The following is a 17,021-nucleotide window of genomic DNA, read 5'->3' on the forward strand; positions in this document are numbered from 1 at the left end:
CCCAGCTCAAAAACATTCCCTAATTTTCCTCCATGCGAAAAATTGGAAGCATCCTTATACTCTTAAGCCTTTCATTGAGCCTTCAGGCCAGATGCACTTCGCGTGGTATCTGGGTCAAAACCTTACAGGACAGTTTAGCTAATGGCGATTTAATTCTATTGGTAGGCTATGCCCACAGTATTGATATTCTGGATTCCTTAGGAAGCAGGTATCCCGTTTATCTTCAATCTGGAGAACAAAAGGTGGAATTGGAGATCGTCGAATACTACAAAGGTCAGGTAAGCATTGCAAGCGTGTACCTAAGAGCCAAGGCTCCTTTAAAAGCAGGTGACTATTATGAATTCCATATCGACAATCTGGATCCTTACCATGAATACCATTTAAAGGAAAGAGAGAAAAAAGGAGCTGAAGGACAGTATAAAGGTTGGTGGATCGCCAAAGGAAGATCTTTGCCAGTTCCTGTCCAAATGATTCCTCCGGTATTTTCAGAAACCATTTTCCTACCTCTAGGTTGTGGTCCGGAAAGCTTTTGCAAATTTATAGCGGATTCCAGCTACCGTAATCGCTACGAAGTCAAAGTTGAGCTCTTTAATCACAATAGTCAGACAAGTCATATTTCTGTCATTAGGATAAGCTTAGATAATGAGCTCTGGGTTGGAACTAATATGTGTAGTGGCAATTTTTATTTTATAAAAAACCACAGCTATAAAATTCGTTTCTGCCTGCGCAATGCTCGCGGTGAAGAATCGGAATGGACGGAATGGATGAAAGCTCCAAACCCAAACAGCTCTATGGAAACTGATTCTAAAAAAGGCTGAGGCTTTATCTGATTTTAGAATCTCGTTTACCTTTAGCCTTTTCCAATTCCATGAATATCAAACTTATTCGCCCTGGTTTATTCTGCTTGATAGTACTGCTATCTCAAGCTTCAATCAAAGCCCAAGTGCAGGAGAGCATGACTCCCAGCAAAATCAAAAGCTTTGGTCTCAGTGGGGCGCATCTTCAACTGAAGGAAGAAAATCTGCATCCCAAAGTGCACGGTGCCTTGGCCGCTGGATTAAATTATCAATCCATTAAATGGGGAAACAGCCTGCGCCTTTTTCGATTAGACTTAGGCTATGCCCGACCTAAAACCTATCTCGAGGCGGTGGGCTATAGCGTGAATGCTCGAATTCAAGCTCAATATCAATACCTATGGTCGATTAAGAAGGCTAACAATTGGCACTACTTATCCGGAGCTCAGGCCCTAGCTTCCTATCAAATCAATTATTATCCTAATTGGGATGATAGCCATCTGTATTGGGCCAATCAGTTTAATTTGGGCTGGGCCAGTCGCCTCTGCTATTTCACCGAATCCAAAGGAAGCTGGATTTTGAGTTCCTCCCTGAGTGTTCTTTCCTTGTATTCCAGACCTGATGCCTTACGTCAGTATAAAATCGATGATCTCTCCGCTTCGGGAATTCTCTCCGCTTTGCACTCGAACATGAATCTGGGGAGCCTAAATCGAAATCTGAACCTAAGCCTAGCCTGCGAATACCGCTTTAAATTGAGTGCCAAACATGCGCAGTCCATTGGCTATCGCTATTGCTACCAGCGCAGTGAAAGTGATATTTCAAGGCTCTTCCAAAGCAGTGTACATAGTCTAAGCTATAATTTCTACTTCTTATGATCACCTGGAAAAATAGCATCCCATTAGCCGCTTTGCTGATCTTGAGTACTGCCTGCTTAAAGAATGAAAATTTCAAAAGCGATTATCAAGGATATAGCCCTGCCCTGCTTAATGATGATCTCGAAATTTCGGATCCTGAAAGCGAAGGTCTGGATGCAGCTAAGATTGAAGCTGCCTATAAATTGCTTTATGAGGATGATCGTTTTGTGATGGCTCGGAGTCTTTTAGTCTTCCGGCATAATAAACTGGTCGCGGAAGCTTATCCCAATTCTATTGAGGATCGGGATCGCTATGCTAATATTCAATCCTGTACCAAGTCTATCACCTCTATTATGGCGGGTATCGCCTTACAGAATGGACTTTTTGATTCCCTTGAAACTCCGCTCTACTCCCTTTTCCCTGATGCCTTTGATGGCGATCAGCGTAAGCGGGACATTAGCCTAGCAGATGCCCTACGCATGCAAACGGGACTCGAGTTCGATAATGGCGTTCATACCCTTGGACTTTACCAGAACGAGGGGAATTCGGCGGCCTTTGTCTTGGAACAAGATTTTCTCTACCCTGCCGGGGAGATCATGAATTATAATGATGGCGCTCCCCAATTAGTTTCTAAGGCCATTGAAGCAAAGGCTGGTATGAAGCTGGCTCAATATGCTGATGAAAAATTATTTGCGCCCTTAGGGATCAGCAATTATCATTGGGAAGAAGCTAAGGATGGTAGCTCCTATGGTGCTTTCAGCTTGTATTTAAAGCCACGTGATCTAGGGAAAATTGGTCTTTTATTACAGGATAAAGGATTGTGGAATAATCAAGTGATTTTGGATAGCCTTTATCTGCAAGAAGCAACTAGTATTCAAGTTGCCGCCAATTACAACCATGAGCCCTATGGCTATTATTTCTGGATAATCCCCGCTATGAAAGCCTATGCCGCCTTAGGTCATGGAGGCCAGTTTTTATTAGTAGTACCCGAGGAGGAATTGGTAGTGGCATATACCGCCTGGCCTTATACCAGCGGACAATTCTTCGATCAGCGGAATGATTTAATGCAAATGATTGTGAATAGTGTCAAATAATAAGGTCATCAGCCGGAAGAAAATATTCCCCAAATATGCCAAAACCGCTCAAATCTTGGGCTTTCTTGTATTGATTCTCTTTATGAATAAAGCGAGCAGTGCTATTTGGGATATTGCATCGGAAAATACAAGCTCTGCTTCTCTCGCCTTAACTGATTGGATAGTTTTGGCAGGCCTTCTAATTATTGGCTTAGCCCTAAATGGATTGGCCATTTATGAATATCAAGTCCATCTCCAAAAGGATGGACTAGCCTTTGGTAAAGCCCTATTCAGCTTCAAAACAGAGAAGATTTTAAGCACAGAGGATCTTAGCAAACTACTATTACGCCAAAGGCCGGATCGCTACTTTGAAATTGTCCTTATCAGCAAGGACGATCAAGAATTCCCCCTGACCGAAATTGCCAATCTAAATCCGGCCCGCGCTAAATTGCAGGAGCTCTATCAAGCGCACTTCCAAAACTGGAATTGCGAACTAATCGACGAAAGCTTAAATTAATTACTCACCGTAAACACTCGGCTGATATTAAAGCCAAAGTGTAAATCACCATCTAACCAGGAGCCATCAGTTTGGGTAAAGGCATAAGGTTCTGCCACCCCACGGGCATTGGTTACGAAGAGCTGAAATACGTGACCACCGGTTTCAATATCAATACCTAGCGATAAAGCATTAGTGAAATTGCTGAAAGGCACATTCATAGGCAAGGCCAGTGGATCTGCACTTAAATCCGGATATTGATTTGGATTCAAAACCGGAACATACTCTACCGTAATGGCATGCATAGGCGTGATCTTATAGCGGGCGGCAATACCCACTGCGATCTGAGTATTATTATCGGCTGCGCGATTAGTGAGATTACTATGAATCAAAGTCGGTACAATCTGCGCTGAAAACTTCTGACTGAATTTCCGAGCGATAACCAACTCATGCACATAAGACATGCGACGACCAAAGGTGCGATCCACACCGTCATCTACACGATTTGCCGAATAATAGGCCGATGAAAATCCGGTCACACTCACCGGCATGTTGCGGGCGCCTTTAGACTGACGCAGTAAACGGTATTTCGCAAAAACATCATAGGTCTTGCGGAAGCCGGTATGTCCCAAGCCAACATTCAACCAGGAAGTCGGGCTATAATCTAATGTCAGTCGTACCTGAGCATTATCAAGACCCATGAAATTGTAAAAGAAATCATCATTAAAGGCCCCAAAACGGTGCAGAATGGTATACTGCAACACCCCCTTACCAGGTAGCTCATTGGTTTGTAGGTTCACCACTTTGGTGCCCTTCCAGGTTGCAAAGGCATATTCCGTTTTATTGGCATCGGCCTGTTCCAATTCGGCCATCAAATCTTCCTGCGACCATAAAGAAAGCGGGGCAAAAGCTGCCAGAACTAAAAATCGCTTAAGCATATTCAAACTTTACCGTTACCGAAATTTCATTGCTGATATTATCCTTCTTGGCCGTGGGAATCTCAATGCCATAATCAGAACACTTTAAAAGGAACTCTGCTTGAACGCTTACTTTACCTCCTTTCACAATTAAGGTAACCTTTTCATTTACTTCCTGACTTTTCCCGTGAATAGTCATGGTACCTTTAAACTGAAGGCTGTATTTAGCATCCTTGGAAAGATCAATCTTAGCATAATCCACAATACTACCTTTAAAGGAAGCACTGGAATACTTTCCACTTTCCATATAATTCTCATTGAAATGCTCCTGCATCAGGGCCTTTTCAAATTGAAAGGCTTTGATCGGAACTAAAAAGGCAAAGCTGCCATCTTCCAGATTGAGGATGCTACTTACCTGATTGTTCTCAGCGGTGATATCTTCTACCGGTGCATCCGAAAAGAACTTCACAAAACCACTGCGGGTACTAACTTTTTGCGCCTGGCTCATGAAGCTTGCGCCTAAAAATAAAAGGAGGACTAATTTTTTCATCTTCAAGAATTAATTGTTTTGAGCACCAGCCTGAACCCAAGCTCTGATTTTATCTATTTCACAGTTCGAAAGCTTTCCGGTAGGAGGCATTTCTGCACCGCTTGTACCAGTGATTCTACCTACCAAATCACCATTATCCGCAATCTGTTTGGCCGAGGTATAGGTTCTTAAATCCAAACCACCTACTCCACCTGGGCCAACATGGCATCCGGCATCAGTACAGTTATTCGTAAGAATCGCTTGGACTTCGGCACTATAAGTCACATTTGAACTATCACAAGGTGCTACCTGAAGGTCTTCCAGGTTTTCACTACTGCAAGCCATCATGCTAAATGCCAGTAGTGAGAGGCTAAAAATTTTCCGCATCTTTCTATTTTGGAACAGGACGAATATATTCTTTATTTTAGGCTTTTCCCGAATCTATTTTTATTTACGCTAAGTTTAATCCAGCGGTTTGCCCGATAGCCATCTAATCCTTTTAACATGAAAAAGTTTGCCCTCCCCCTTTTAATCCTTGGCATTTTAGCCCTGGCTGCCTATTGGTATGTTTTCCATAAACCCCATCGGGATTTAATTCATGAAGAAGCGGCATTTAGCTTAAGCGCTAATAATTTAATGAGTGACTTTCAAAAGGATCGTGCTTTGGCTGATTCTCTGTATATCGATCAAATCATCAGCCTTAAAGGCGTAGTTAAAGAATTGCAAGAAGCCGCCTTGATTTTAGAACCTGGTATCTACGGTAGTTTAGATAGTACCGAAAGTATGCCGGCTTTAAAGGTGGGCGACAGCGTTCAAATCCGCGGTCGGGTTTTAAGTTTTGATGAGCTCTTTGAAGAAGTAAAGCTGGATTTCGTTCAATTCGAAAATCAATAAACCCAGGCGCTTCTGCGCAAGCGTAGTAATTGTAAAAAGCCAATGATAAAGAAGGCCGACATGGCTAAGGCACTGGCTTTCATATCTCCGGTAATATCAATTAAATAGCCATAAACGAGGGTACCACAAATGATGGCTACCTTTTCACTTACATCGTAAAAGCTAAAGAATGAGGCGGTGGATTGCGTCTCTGGTAATAGCTTAGAATAGGTACTGCGACTAACCGACTGAATTCCTCCCATTACTAAACCAACTAGGGCACCTACCCCGTAAAATTTGTATTCTACTAAAGTATCCTCACGATTCAGGAAAAAGGCTAAAACACAAATTAAAGCCCAAATACCAATACTGATTTTTAAGGAGAGAATATTACCCCTTTTCTGAGCAAGCCTGGCAAATAAATTCGCACCACCTATCGCCACAAATTGAATAATTAAGATGGTAGCAATCAACTTATTGCTATCCAAGCCTAGTTCTTCACTGCCAAATAGGCTCGCCAAAAGTATAATGGTCTGAACCCCTACACTGAAAAAGAAAAAACTGTAGAGGAACACCTTAAGCCGAGGATCTTCTTTCAACTTAGACATCACCGCTCTCAATTCACGAAAGCCCTGCCATAAATAACCTTCCGACTTTGGTTTACGATGATGCACATTATAGGGTAATCTTCTAAATGTGATCTGAGCAAATCCTATCCACCAAATCCCCGTTAACAGGAAGCTGAATCTCGTTGCTGTTCCTGTATCCGGAAAACCCAAACTCTCAAAGAAGATAATCATGACCAGATTGATAATTAACAGCAGTCCGGAACCAATATAGCCCAGGGTAAAACCACGTGCACTCAAACGATCTTGCTCCTCCGGACTGGCGATTTCCGGTAAAAAGGCATTGTAAAAAACTATAGAACCCCAAAAACCCACGCTGGCAATTACGCTAAGGCCGATACCGAGATAAACATTATCCGCATCAAAAAAATAAAGTCCCATACAAGCTAAAGATCCCATATAAGCAAAGACCTTTAAGAAGGTGCGCTTACTACCCGAGTAATCGGCAATGCCGGATAAGAAAGGACTCAAAATGGCCACTATAACGAAAGAGAAAGAAAGCGAATACGAATAGAGAGCGGTACTCTCAAATTCAGTTCCGAGAAACGAAATCTCTTCCGGACTAACCGCTGCAAAATAAATGGGAAAAATGGCCGTGGAAATTACCAGCGAGTACACGGAATTAGCCCAATCATAGAAGGCCCATCCGAACTGAATTCGTTTGTTGGTCATGCTTGCAATATACTAATCGCTGCCCATTAAATGCGTTTATCTTTGCGCCATGCAAAATTTGGAAAGACTAAGCGCGGAGCTTAAAGAATACCTGGTTGAAAGACCAGATATTGTGGTTACCAATCACTTCAATCCGGATGGCGATGCCGTGGGAAGTGCCACCGCCTTATGCGGGGTTTTAATGCAGCTGGGGCTGAAGGTGAAAATGATTATGCCTAATGATTATGCTGCCAATTTAAAATGGATGACCCTGAGCGAAGAAGTGCTCTTTTACGATCAGGCAGAAGCAGAAGCGGATACCTATTTGGAAAATGCCGGATTGCTTATTCACCTCGATTATAATAATCCCGCGCGAAGCGGTCCCATGGAATTAGCGATTCGCCATAGCAAGGCTAAAAAATTGATGATTGATCATCATCAACAGCCAGATGATTTTTGCGATTGGACCTATAGCGATACTTCCATGAGTAGTACCTGCGAAATGGTCTGGCATTTTTTGGAAGCTATGGGCTGGACCGAGCTACTCAGCAAAGATCTGGCAGAAGCCCTCTATACTGGCATTGCTACCGATACCGGAAATTTCCGCTTTAGCAGCACCAGTCCCCTCACCCATCGAGTGGCGGCCCAATTATTAGAAAAGGGAGTTGAAAATCAGAAGGTGGCCAGTAGAGTGTACGACAGCAATAGCATCAGCCGTTTTCAATTGCTAGGTCGCACCCTCAATCAAATGGAAATTCTGGAAGACTTTAATACTACCATTCTTTATCTGGACCAAAAGGATTTGGATGCCTGTGGCTTTCAAAAAGGAGATACCGAAGGTTTTGTAAACTATGGTCTTTCCTTGGAGAACATGGAGCTCTCCGCTTTCATCCTGCCCCGCGATGGCGGTCATAAATTGAGCTTCCGCAGTAAAACTTCCTTTGATGTAAACCAATTTGCCCGCACTTACTTTGAAGGCGGTGGACATAAGAATGCTGCCGGAGGTAAATCCGACCGCAATATGGAAGATACCATTGCCTATTTAAAGGATTGCCTTAAATCGCATCAGGAAGAATTAAAGAGCTATGCAAGCATTGTTTAAATACCTATTCTTAGCTCTGGGACTCAGCCTTAGTGCCTGCCATCCCGGATCGGAAAACAGTCAAAAACTGGAACTCAAACAGGAGAGCCATCAAAATCCCCGCGAAAACAATATCGAGGCCCACCGTGCTTTCCTTCAGAAGGAAGTAGAATCTATCGAGGCCTATATTGAAGATCGCGACCTCGATCTTAAACGCAATGGAACCGGCATTTACTATTCTATCGATAGTACTGCGGCTCGCGGGCCGATGGCAAAGGAGGGCGATTTGGTGTATTACTATTATAGTATCTCTATGCTAAATGGCAGTCAACTTTATCAATCAGACAGTAGCAAAGCCGCATCCCTACTTATAGACCGGGAGGATGCCGAAATCGGATTACACGATGCCTTAAAGTTGATGCGCGTTGGGGATAAGGGCTTCTTTATCTTACCTTCGCATCGCGCCTTCGGGGTGGCAGGCGATCAAAATAAAGTTCCACCCTTTACCGCATTGGTATATAAATTAGAAGTCTTAGAAATTCAAAATCAAAATCAACAGAAATGAGAAACTTTTGGTTGACCGCATTCCTCATCGGAGGCCTGTTGTCGAGCTGCAGCTCCCAAAATTCCGTGGTAATTAATGGCGAAGAGCAAGAATTAAGCGACGGTGTTTATGCCCACATGAATACGACTTTGGGCGATATCTTAATCAAACTCGAAGAGGAAAAAGCACCTTTAACCACCGCTAATTTTGTGGCTTTAGCCGAAGGAAATCACCCCGAGGTAGCTGAGCAATTCAAAGGAAAACCTTTTTACGATGGTTTGATCTTTCACCGTGTGATTCCTCAATTTATGATCCAAGGTGGTGACCCCGAAGGTACCGGTATGGGTGGCCCCGGATATCAATTCGAACAAGAAACCAGCAAAGAGCTGAGTCACAATAAGGGCGTTATCTCTATGGCTAATTCCGGACCTAACACCAATGGTAGTCAATTCTTTATCACTGTAGCCCATACTGCTCACCTCGATGGTGGTTATAATGTATTTGGTAAGGTGGTAGCCGGACAAAATGTAGCCGATAGTATTTCTGCTGTAGAGCGCAATCGTCAGGATCGTCCTAATACCGATGTAGTAATCAATAGCGTAAAGATCATCCGCAAGGGATCGGCTAAAAACTACGATGCTCCTAAAGCTTGGAAAGAGGCCAAAGAAGCGATGGTAAATGCCAAGGCGGAAGCGGAAGCTGCTGCTAAAAAGCAGGTAGAAGAATTAACAGCCGGCATGGAGCAAACCAGCACCGGTTTATACTACGAAGTACTTACAGAAGGTACCGGTCCTAAACCAGAGCCCGGCCAAATGGTATTAATGAACTATTCTGGTTGGTTACCTGATGGAACCTTATTCGATTCCAGTATTGAGGAAGTAGCCAAAGAAGGTGGTCGTTTTAACCCTGGTCGTAAATACGAGCCCTTCGCAGTAGCGGCAGGTCGCAATGCCCCAGTAATCCAGGGATGGCGTGAAGCCTTAGTGCGCATGAAAGTGGGCGACAAATGGAAATTGGTTATTCCTCCTAATTTAGGTTATGGCAGCCGTGGTGCTGGTAACTTAATCCCACCAGATAGCTGGTTGGTATTTGAAGTAGAAATGGTATCCATTAAAGAAGCCGGCTCTGAGTCCGCTAAATAAGAAATGATGCAAGACGGTATTTATGCCCGTTTCAGCACCCCCAGAGGTAGTATTACCTTAAAGCTGGAACATGAAAAAACTCCACTCACAGTTGCCAATTTTGTAGGATTGGCGGAAGGTAAAATTGAAAACAGCGCCAAAGGAAAAGACGAGCCCTATTACGATGGCTTAAGCTTTCACCGCGTAATCGCTGATTTCATGATTCAAGGTGGTGACCCTACTGGCAGTGGTGCCGGAGGTCCAGGTTATAAATTTGTAGATGAGATTCATCCCGAATTAATCCACGATCGCCCCGGTATTTTAAGCATGGCCAATGCTGGTCCTGGGACCAATGGCTCTCAGTTTTTCATTACCCACGGAGCTACTCCTTGGTTGGATGGAAAACACACTGTATTCGGTTCCGTAGTAGAAGGCTTGGAAGTAGTGAATGCCATTAAGCAAGGCGACACTATGGATAAGGTGGAAATTCTCCGTCATGGAGCTGAAGCTGAGGCTTGGGATGCTGCCGCCGTATTTAGCGAGTGGATGGCTAAGCAAGATGAAATTGCCGCCGCTGCTCGTAAGGCTGAAGAAGCTAAAATGGCCCAATTAACCGAAGGTTTTGAGAAAACCGTTAGTGGTCTTTTCTATAAAATCACCTCCGAAGGATCAGGCGATAAGCCTCAAAAAGGTCAGACGGTAGCAGTGCATTATGAAGGTCGCTTAACCGATGGCACCGTATTCGATAATTCACATCAACGCGGGGAACCTATTAGCTTCCCGGTAGGTGTAGGTCGCGTTATTCCCGGATGGGATTTGGGAATCCAATTATTAAGTGTGGGCAGCAAAGCCACCTTAATTATTCCCCCCGACATGGGCTATGGCGCCTCAGGCGCAGGTGGAGTAATTCCTCCAAATGCCTGGCTAATATTTGATGTAGAGCTTGTAAGCGCTCAATAAATTTAAAGCGAACCTTCGGGTTCGCTTTTTTTATAGCTTTTCGCATCTTAGTTACATGAAATACCTCCTGCTCCTTCTCTCCGTTTTTAGCACTTGCTGTCCGGCCCAGGGTCAATGGATCGCCATTCAAGAAAAACATATCGTTCAATTGACGGGACAGGAGCGACAAATGGGCCTTTTTGATGAAGGTCCCAGATTATTTGATCAGAAAGGAAAAGCCAATCTAAAACCGCATCGACGCTTTCACCCCACCTATCAAAAGCTCTATCAACCACAGGAGTTTTTGATTAAACTGGATGGAAACTACCGCCTCGATTCAGTGCGTTTCTACGATGGTGCCGGCAAAGACAGCTTTGAAATTTACCTGGGAAATCCTGCTGAATGGAATTTAGTCTTAAAGCAGAGTACCGATCGCTATGAGACCTGGCGTAGCTTCGAATTAAAAGGCCAGTCTGAATTAATCCTACTGCGCTTTAAGGGACCGCAAGCAGAGATTGGCGAAATGTATTTCTATGGCGAAAGACTGGCGCCCCTAAAACAGTCCTTAAAAAATCGGCAATTGCGCTCTCCCCTTACTTTAGATGAGTTTTTGGGTATCAATGCTTTTATTGATGATCCCGGATCCAAGGTAGAAGCCGTAGCCGGCTTAGTACGTGAATACCACAATTGGGATTGGCATTATCCTGAAGGACTAAAAGCTGGTCAAATTCAGATGGAAGGCATTCGCTTTGCTCCGGCCACCGCCGGCTATTGGGATTTTGATCAATACTATACCGATCTTAAAAAACGTGGTTTACAAAGCTATCCCTGCTTACAAGGTAGCCCCCCTTGGTTAGCCTCTGAATTTGATCATAAACCTCAAGATCCCAATTTCGCCGCGGATGATCCCCAAGCCTATCGGCATCATGCGGCTTTTGTATGGCAATATGCGGCTCGTTATGGCGGTCAGACGCATGAATCTAAAACCCTGAACCTGGCTAAAGGCCAAGCTCAAAAATCAGGTTTAAAGCTCATCGCCGGACTGGAAAGCTGGAATGAACCCGATAAATGGTGGCGCGGTCGCGAGGGTTATTTTCATCCCTTCGAATATGCAGCTATGCTAAGCGCCGATTTCGACGGACATGCCGGTACCTTGGGACCTCTCTATGGATTAAAGAAAGCCGATCCCAATCTGGACTTTGTGATGGGCGGTTTGGCTGGATTAGACACTAATTATGTTGAAGCCATTCGCCTCTGGGCCCTATATCGTCGACCCAAAGGCAATTTCCCCGCTGATGTCCTCAATTTTCATCATTACAGTAATGATGCCGGTGGTCAGGATGACCGGGCCGATCATGGTATTCCTCCCGAAGATGACCATTTAAAACAAAGACTGGAAGCCCTAGTGCAATACCGAAACGCCAATCTGCCAGCCCAAAGAATTTTCCTTTCCGAATTTGGTTACGATACCAATCCCCGTTCCATTCAGGCGCCGGCCCACGATGATTCATTAGAGGTCTTGGCGGCGCAAGCCAATTATTTGGTCCGCTCCATGCTGCTGGCCCATGCTTCAGGAATAGATGGGGCCTTTATTTATATGCTTCGCGATGTAAATGCGCCCAATCCCAATAAGTATATGAGCAGTGGCCTTACGGCGGAAAAGTGGAATAAACATCGGCCAAAGCCCTCCTTTTATAAGCTGAAGGCCCTCAAGCAAATCATGGGTGATTTTGTCTTTGTAGAGCAGGAACAGCCCGACTTAAAGGAATTGCACATCTTCCGCTATCGTCATCGCGAAACCGGGCAAAGAGCTTATGTACTCTGGGTAAAATCGGATGGACGAAAATCGACTTACAAAGAATTGTACTTCCTCAATGAAAAGCGAACACCCAGCAAGGTTTATCGCTTACCTTCCGATGCCAGTTCAATTGAAGCCGAAGAGTTCAATCTTAGTCAGGGATTTGAAGTAAACAACAGTCCGGTAATTCTGATTTACGATTAAAAATCTCCACCTTCCATTTCGCCTCTGCCTTCCGGGCGACGGGATTTACGCTGATTAATGCGATAACTAAAATTTAGGGTAATCTGACGCTGACGCCATTGGAAGGTTCCGAAAGTATCGAAATAGCCACCGGAGGCAATCGGCCCCGAAGTATAATATCTACGTACCCGGTTATTAAAGAGATCGCGCACCGCTAGGGTTACCGTAGCATTGCCTTTCATGAAATCCTTAGTCCAGGCCAAGTCAAAAGTATAAATCCCCAAACGACGGGTTTGAGCATTCTGGCTAGGTCCGTCCATATTGAAGCTCACCTGTAAATCGCTATCCCAAAACTTAAATCGGTTTACCAAACGCCCACTGCTGGAGGCATTATCGGCTCCAAAGTCGGTCCCCTCGTAAGAACCCACTAATTGCGTATAGAAGAGGTTCAAGTTGGCATTTACTTCATACCATTTGGCCAGATTATACTGAAAATTGAATTCCATTCCATAGGCATCCTGTACCGCCAAATTGATTGGAAAAAAGCGAGTAAACTCCTGACCATCGCGCTCTTCGACCAAGGTGATGCGTTCAATAACTCCGGTACGATGTCGGTAATAAAGACCACTGTACAAACTACCTTTCTCGAAATAGCGCACATAGCCGGCTTCATAGCTATCGGTAAATTCGGGGTTCACATTGGGGTTACCGGAGAAGAAATTACGGTTATCGCTAAAGCCAAAGAAAGGGGCCAGGGTACGGAATCCCGGTCTGCTGATCCTGCGACTATAGCTCAATTGCAAATCCGATAAGGGACTGAAGGAATAGGTAAAAAAGGCACTGGGAAAGAGATTGGCATAATTGCGTCGGTTGACACTATCGCCATAACCCACCTCGGTAGTTAAGTCCGTAATCTCAGCCCGTAAGCCTAATTGATACGTAATCTTCTTTTGATAGGCCCCATTGTAAATCCCATAAGCCGCGTAAACATTCTCGGTAAACAAGAAACGACTGTCAAATTCCGGATCCGGGATATAGGTGCCATCATCGGCGCGATCACTTAATTCATAATCGTTTTCAATTTCACGCAGGGTAGAGCGCGCTCCCAATTCATAACTCCTCTTCTCCCCTAATGGATGAATATAATCGGTTTGAAACAAGGTACTGCGCTGGTATTCGAGGTTTGCTACCTGCTGTAAAAATGTACCCGGACGACCCAATGTATCTTGCTCAATCCGCGAGTTCTCCCGATCGTCTTCCAAGCTGTATCGGAAGTCTGCCGTCCATTTGTGATCCTTATTATTGCCAAAGGTCTTCTGCCAGGATAGATTGCCTTCCACCACTTCTTCGGTTTCCGTTTCCGCATCATGGCGATTTACTTCACGGACAATAGCATTATTGATATCGCGATCTACAAATTCCAGATCTACATAGTTTTGATCTCGACTGGGGCTGTATAAAAAGGAACCCGTTAAAGTTTGATTTTCACTAAGATAATAGTCCATCCCAGCCCGGAAATTAAAATCATAGCCCCCGCGACTTTGATAGCGATCGCGACTAAAGGAATAGCTGGTATCCGCTAAAAAGAACTTTTGATCTGAGCGCCCACCACCCGGAGAGCGACGCTGGTTAAAGCTAATATTGGTGAAGAAATTCAAGCGATTCTGGCGGTAATTCATGGTGGCACCTGCGCCATATAATTCGGGATAACCGCCACTTAAATCGAAACTGCCATTAAAGCCTTTCTGATCTTGCTTTTTCAAGATGATATTGATGATACCTGCTTCTCCTTCCGCATCATAACGCGCGGAGGGATTGGTTATCACCTCAATCTTCTCAATGGTATTTCCTTGCAATTGCCTTAGGGCTGAGGCGGGATCGGAACCAATTAAGCCACTGGGCTTACCATTAATGAGAATACGCACATTATTGGAACCGCGCAAGGCCACATTACCTTCTACATCCACCGTTACAGATGGTAGATTATTCAGGATATCAGAAGCATTACTGCCTACGGAAGTCAAATCCTTAGCCACATTAAAAACGCGCTTGTCCTGCTCAAACTCCATCATTTTGGATTGAGCTACTACTTCAACTTCCTCAAATACCGAAGCGGCAGATTTCAGTTCAATCGTTCCCAAGTTCAATTGACCAGATGCCGGTACCCTGATGTCTATTGAATCAGGTTGCATGCCGACATAAGTGAAATGCAATTTATAGGCACCCGCTGTGGCGGACAGGCTAAATCGGCCATCCATATCAGTGGATAATCCTTCAATAATCTCACGGTTTTGATAAAGTACCACATTAGCTAGTGGTAAGCCTTCTTGGTCTGGGCCAATAACCCGGCCTTCAATTTGGGACCAAAGCGAGCTCATTGATCCTAAAATCAAGGTCAGACTGCAGAGTAGTTTTCGCATATGCTAAGAATCGGTTTTTAACCGCAATTGTTCATTAAGCAGGGAATTCCTTTTCCATGCGTTCTTCCAGGGCTACCATCTCATCACGAAGGGCAGCGGCTTCAATAAAGTCCAGGGATTTGGCAGCGGTTTCCATTTTGCGGCGAATCTTATCTACGCCTTTCCGCATATCTTCTCGCGAATGGTAAACGGCATTTTCCTCTGCTGCCTTTGGTACAACCAAATTGCTGCGGTAGGGATTATGATCCTTCTTGGAACCGGGTAAAATAGAATCGGTAGACTTTTTCAAAGCGGTAGGCTTCAAGCCATGATCTTCATTGTATTGATGCTGAATAGCGCGACGACGATTGGTTTCATCAATGGTGCGTTGCATACTATCGGTCATCTTATCCGCATACATAATCGCTAAGCCATTCACATTTCGAGCAGCCCGACCCACGGTTTGTACTAGTGATCTTTCGGCTCTCAGGAAACCTTCTTTATCTGCATCTAAAATAGCTACCAAGCTAACTTCCGGTAAATCCAATCCTTCACGAAGGAGGTTCACGCCAATCAATACATCAAAAAGCCCAAGGCGTAAATCGCGCATAATCTCTACCCTTTCAAGAGTATCCACATCCGAATGCACATAACGGCAACGCACCCCATATCGCGTGAGATATTTTGTTAATTCCTCCGCCATTCGCTTAGTAAGGGTAGTTACCAAAACACGCTCATCCAGTTCCGTGCGTTTATTAATTTCCTCCATCAAATCATCGACCTGATTTTGCACCGGACGCACTTCAATGCGAGGATCCAATAAGCCAGTAGGGCGAATTAACTGCTCTACTACTACCCCCTGACTTTTCTCAAGTTCATAGTCGGCGGGAGTAGCACTTACATAGATAACCTGGTTTTGCAGACTTTCAAATTCGTCGAAAGTCAATGGTCGGTTATCCATAGCCGCCGGTAAGCGGAAACCATATTCTACCAGATTTTCCTTCCGGGATCGGTCACCACCGTACATGGCGCGCACCTGCGAAACGGTAACATGACTTTCGTCGATGACCATCAGATAATCATCCGGAAAATAATCTAAAAGGCAGAAAGGACGAGTGCCTGGAGCACGGCCGTCCAAATAGCGTGAGTAGTTCTCTATACCGGAGCAGTAGCCCAGCTCGCGAATCATCTCCAAATCAAATTCCGTTCTTTCCTGCAATCGCTTTGCTTCCAAAGGTCGACCTTGTTTATTGAAGAAATCCACCTGCGCCACCATATCATCCTGAATTTGATGAATAGCCTTTTGCAAGGACTCTTTGCCGGTCACAAAGATGTTGGCTGGGAAAATGCGCACCTGCTCAAAGGTTTCCAAAACTTCGCGATTGGAAGGATCGAAGCGTTCAATGCGCTCTATCTCATCCCCCCAGAAATGAATGCGGAAGGCAGTATCGGCATAAGCTGGGAAAATATCTACAGTATCGCCCTTCACGCGGAAGCTACCACGCGTAAACTCAGCAGCGGTACGATTATAAAGGGCATTTACAAAGGCATATAAAAGCTTATTGCGCGCGATCACCTGCCCCACTTCAATCTCAATTACCTGCTGGTTGAAGGATTCAGGGTTACCAATACCATATAAGCAAGAAACCGAAGCTACTACCAATACATCACGACGACCCGACAATAAGGCTGAAGTGGTCGAAAGCCGTAGTTTTTCAATTTCATCATTAATACTGAGATCCTTCTCAATATAGGTTCCGGTAGTAGGGATATAGGCTTCTGGTTGATAATAATCGTAGTAGGAAACAAAGTACTCCACCGCATTATTCGGAAAAAACTGCTTGAATTCCGAGTACAGCTGAGCGGCCAAGGTTTTGTTATGACTTAAAACCAGAGTGGGCTTTTGAATCTCCTTGATCACATTGGCAACGGTAAAAGTCTTACCCGATCCTGTTACCCCTAATAGGGTTTGATAACGCTCCCCTTCTACCAGCCCAGCGGCCAGTTCCTTTATCGCCTGCGGTTGATCTCCGGTAGGACTGTATTCCGATTGAATTTCGAATTCTTGTGCCATGCCGCGAAATTAGGTATTGTAAAAGCATTTCAATCGCTAATTAGTAAGCAATCCTGTTAAATAAGAATC

The 17,021-nt window shown here is 44.5% G+C and carries 16 protein-coding genes; 10 read left to right on the forward strand and 6 right to left on the reverse strand.

Annotation, left to right across the window (positions count from 1 at the left end; genetic code table 11):
• Nucleotides 1-32 precede the first annotated feature (32 nt).
• From H4K34_RS02175 to H4K34_RS02190, 4 genes are all read left to right on the forward strand, one after another.
• A complete protein-coding gene (locus H4K34_RS02175; RefSeq protein ID WP_210759199.1) occupies nucleotides 33-818 on the forward strand; it encodes a hypothetical protein in 786 nt (261 codons plus the stop codon).
• 50 nt (nucleotides 819-868) lie between these two features.
• A complete protein-coding gene (locus H4K34_RS02180; protein WP_210759200.1) occupies nucleotides 869-1,669 on the forward strand; it encodes a hypothetical protein in 801 nt (266 codons plus the stop codon).
• Nucleotides 1,666-2,742: a serine hydrolase domain-containing protein gene (locus H4K34_RS02185; protein WP_210759201.1), complete on the forward strand. Its 1,077-nt coding sequence runs from the start codon at nucleotides 1,666-1,668 to the stop codon at nucleotides 2,740-2,742. The genes H4K34_RS02180 and H4K34_RS02185 overlap by 4 nt, the downstream gene beginning before the upstream one ends.
• Nucleotides 2,743-2,824: 82 nt before the next feature.
• On the forward strand, nucleotides 2,825-3,238 hold the full coding sequence (locus H4K34_RS02190) for a hypothetical protein (RefSeq protein ID WP_210759202.1): 414 nt from the start codon (nucleotides 2,825-2,827) through the stop codon (nucleotides 3,236-3,238).
• Here the strand turns inward: H4K34_RS02190 and H4K34_RS02195 are convergent.
• Genes H4K34_RS02195 through H4K34_RS02205 form a run of 3 tightly spaced genes read right to left on the reverse strand, consistent with a single transcriptional unit; the run spans nucleotide 3,235 to nucleotide 5,050 of the window.
• A complete protein-coding gene (locus tag H4K34_RS02195) occupies nucleotides 3,235-4,155 on the reverse strand; it encodes a DUF5777 family beta-barrel protein (protein ID WP_210759203.1) in 921 nt (306 codons plus the stop codon). The genes H4K34_RS02190 and H4K34_RS02195 overlap by 4 nt on opposite strands.
• Nucleotides 4,148-4,684: a YceI family protein gene (locus H4K34_RS02200; RefSeq protein ID WP_210759204.1), complete on the reverse strand. Its 537-nt coding sequence runs from the start codon at nucleotides 4,682-4,684 to the stop codon at nucleotides 4,148-4,150. The genes H4K34_RS02195 and H4K34_RS02200 overlap by 8 nt, the downstream gene beginning before the upstream one ends.
• Nucleotides 4,685-4,693: 9 nt before the next feature.
• A complete protein-coding gene (locus tag H4K34_RS02205; RefSeq protein WP_210759205.1) occupies nucleotides 4,694-5,050 on the reverse strand; it encodes a cytochrome c family protein in 357 nt (118 codons plus the stop codon).
• 117 nt (nucleotides 5,051-5,167) lie between these two features.
• Between H4K34_RS02205 and H4K34_RS02210 the strand changes: the two genes are divergently transcribed.
• On the forward strand, nucleotides 5,168-5,557 hold the full coding sequence (locus tag H4K34_RS02210) for an OB-fold protein (protein WP_210759206.1): 390 nt from the start codon (nucleotides 5,168-5,170) through the stop codon (nucleotides 5,555-5,557).
• Here H4K34_RS02210 and H4K34_RS02215 read toward each other — a convergent pair.
• The gene (locus tag H4K34_RS02215; RefSeq protein ID WP_210759207.1) at nucleotides 5,551-6,834 is read right to left on the reverse strand and encodes an MFS transporter; all 1,284 of its coding nucleotides are present in this window, start codon (nucleotides 6,832-6,834) and stop codon (nucleotides 5,551-5,553) included. The genes H4K34_RS02210 and H4K34_RS02215 overlap by 7 nt on opposite strands.
• Nucleotides 6,835-6,883: 49 nt before the next feature.
• On the opposite strand from H4K34_RS02215, the gene H4K34_RS02220 reads away from it, so the two are divergent.
• The 5 genes from H4K34_RS02220 to H4K34_RS02240 are packed head-to-tail and all read left to right on the forward strand — an operon-like array spanning nucleotide 6,884 to nucleotide 12,500.
• On the forward strand, nucleotides 6,884-7,915 hold the full coding sequence (locus tag H4K34_RS02220) for a DHH family phosphoesterase (RefSeq protein ID WP_210759208.1): 1,032 nt from the start codon (nucleotides 6,884-6,886) through the stop codon (nucleotides 7,913-7,915).
• Nucleotides 7,899-8,459: an FKBP-type peptidyl-prolyl cis-trans isomerase gene (locus H4K34_RS02225; protein WP_210759209.1), complete on the forward strand. Its 561-nt coding sequence runs from the start codon at nucleotides 7,899-7,901 to the stop codon at nucleotides 8,457-8,459. Before H4K34_RS02220 ends, H4K34_RS02225 begins: the two co-directional genes overlap by 17 nt.
• Nucleotides 8,456-9,580, forward strand: coding sequence for a peptidylprolyl isomerase (locus tag H4K34_RS02230; protein ID WP_210759210.1), 1,125 nt, complete (start codon nucleotides 8,456-8,458; stop codon nucleotides 9,578-9,580). The genes H4K34_RS02225 and H4K34_RS02230 overlap by 4 nt, the downstream gene beginning before the upstream one ends.
• Nucleotides 9,581-9,586: 6 nt before the next feature.
• A complete protein-coding gene (locus H4K34_RS02235) occupies nucleotides 9,587-10,519 on the forward strand; it encodes a peptidylprolyl isomerase (RefSeq protein WP_210760520.1) in 933 nt (310 codons plus the stop codon).
• A gap of 55 nt (nucleotides 10,520-10,574) precedes the next feature.
• Nucleotides 10,575-12,500 carry a glycoside hydrolase family protein gene (locus tag H4K34_RS02240; RefSeq protein WP_210759211.1) on the forward strand — a complete coding sequence of 642 codons (1,926 nt, stop codon included), beginning with the start codon at nucleotides 10,575-10,577 and terminating at the stop codon, nucleotides 12,498-12,500.
• Here H4K34_RS02240 and H4K34_RS02245 read toward each other — a convergent pair.
• Nucleotides 12,497-14,899, reverse strand: a complete 2,403-nt coding sequence (locus tag H4K34_RS02245) for an outer membrane beta-barrel family protein (RefSeq protein WP_210759212.1) — start codon at nucleotides 14,897-14,899, stop codon at nucleotides 12,497-12,499. The two genes, H4K34_RS02240 and H4K34_RS02245, sit on opposite strands and share 4 nt — an antisense overlap.
• A gap of 34 nt (nucleotides 14,900-14,933) precedes the next feature.
• Entirely contained in the window at nucleotides 14,934-16,952 is a 2,019-nt protein-coding gene (gene uvrB, locus H4K34_RS02250; RefSeq protein ID WP_210759213.1) for an excinuclease ABC subunit UvrB, read from the reverse strand.
• Nucleotides 16,953-17,021: the final 69 nt, after the last annotated feature.

Source organism: Croceimicrobium hydrocarbonivorans (genome assembly GCF_014524565.1).
GTDB lineage: Bacteria > Bacteroidota > Bacteroidia > Flavobacteriales > Schleiferiaceae > Croceimicrobium > Croceimicrobium hydrocarbonivorans.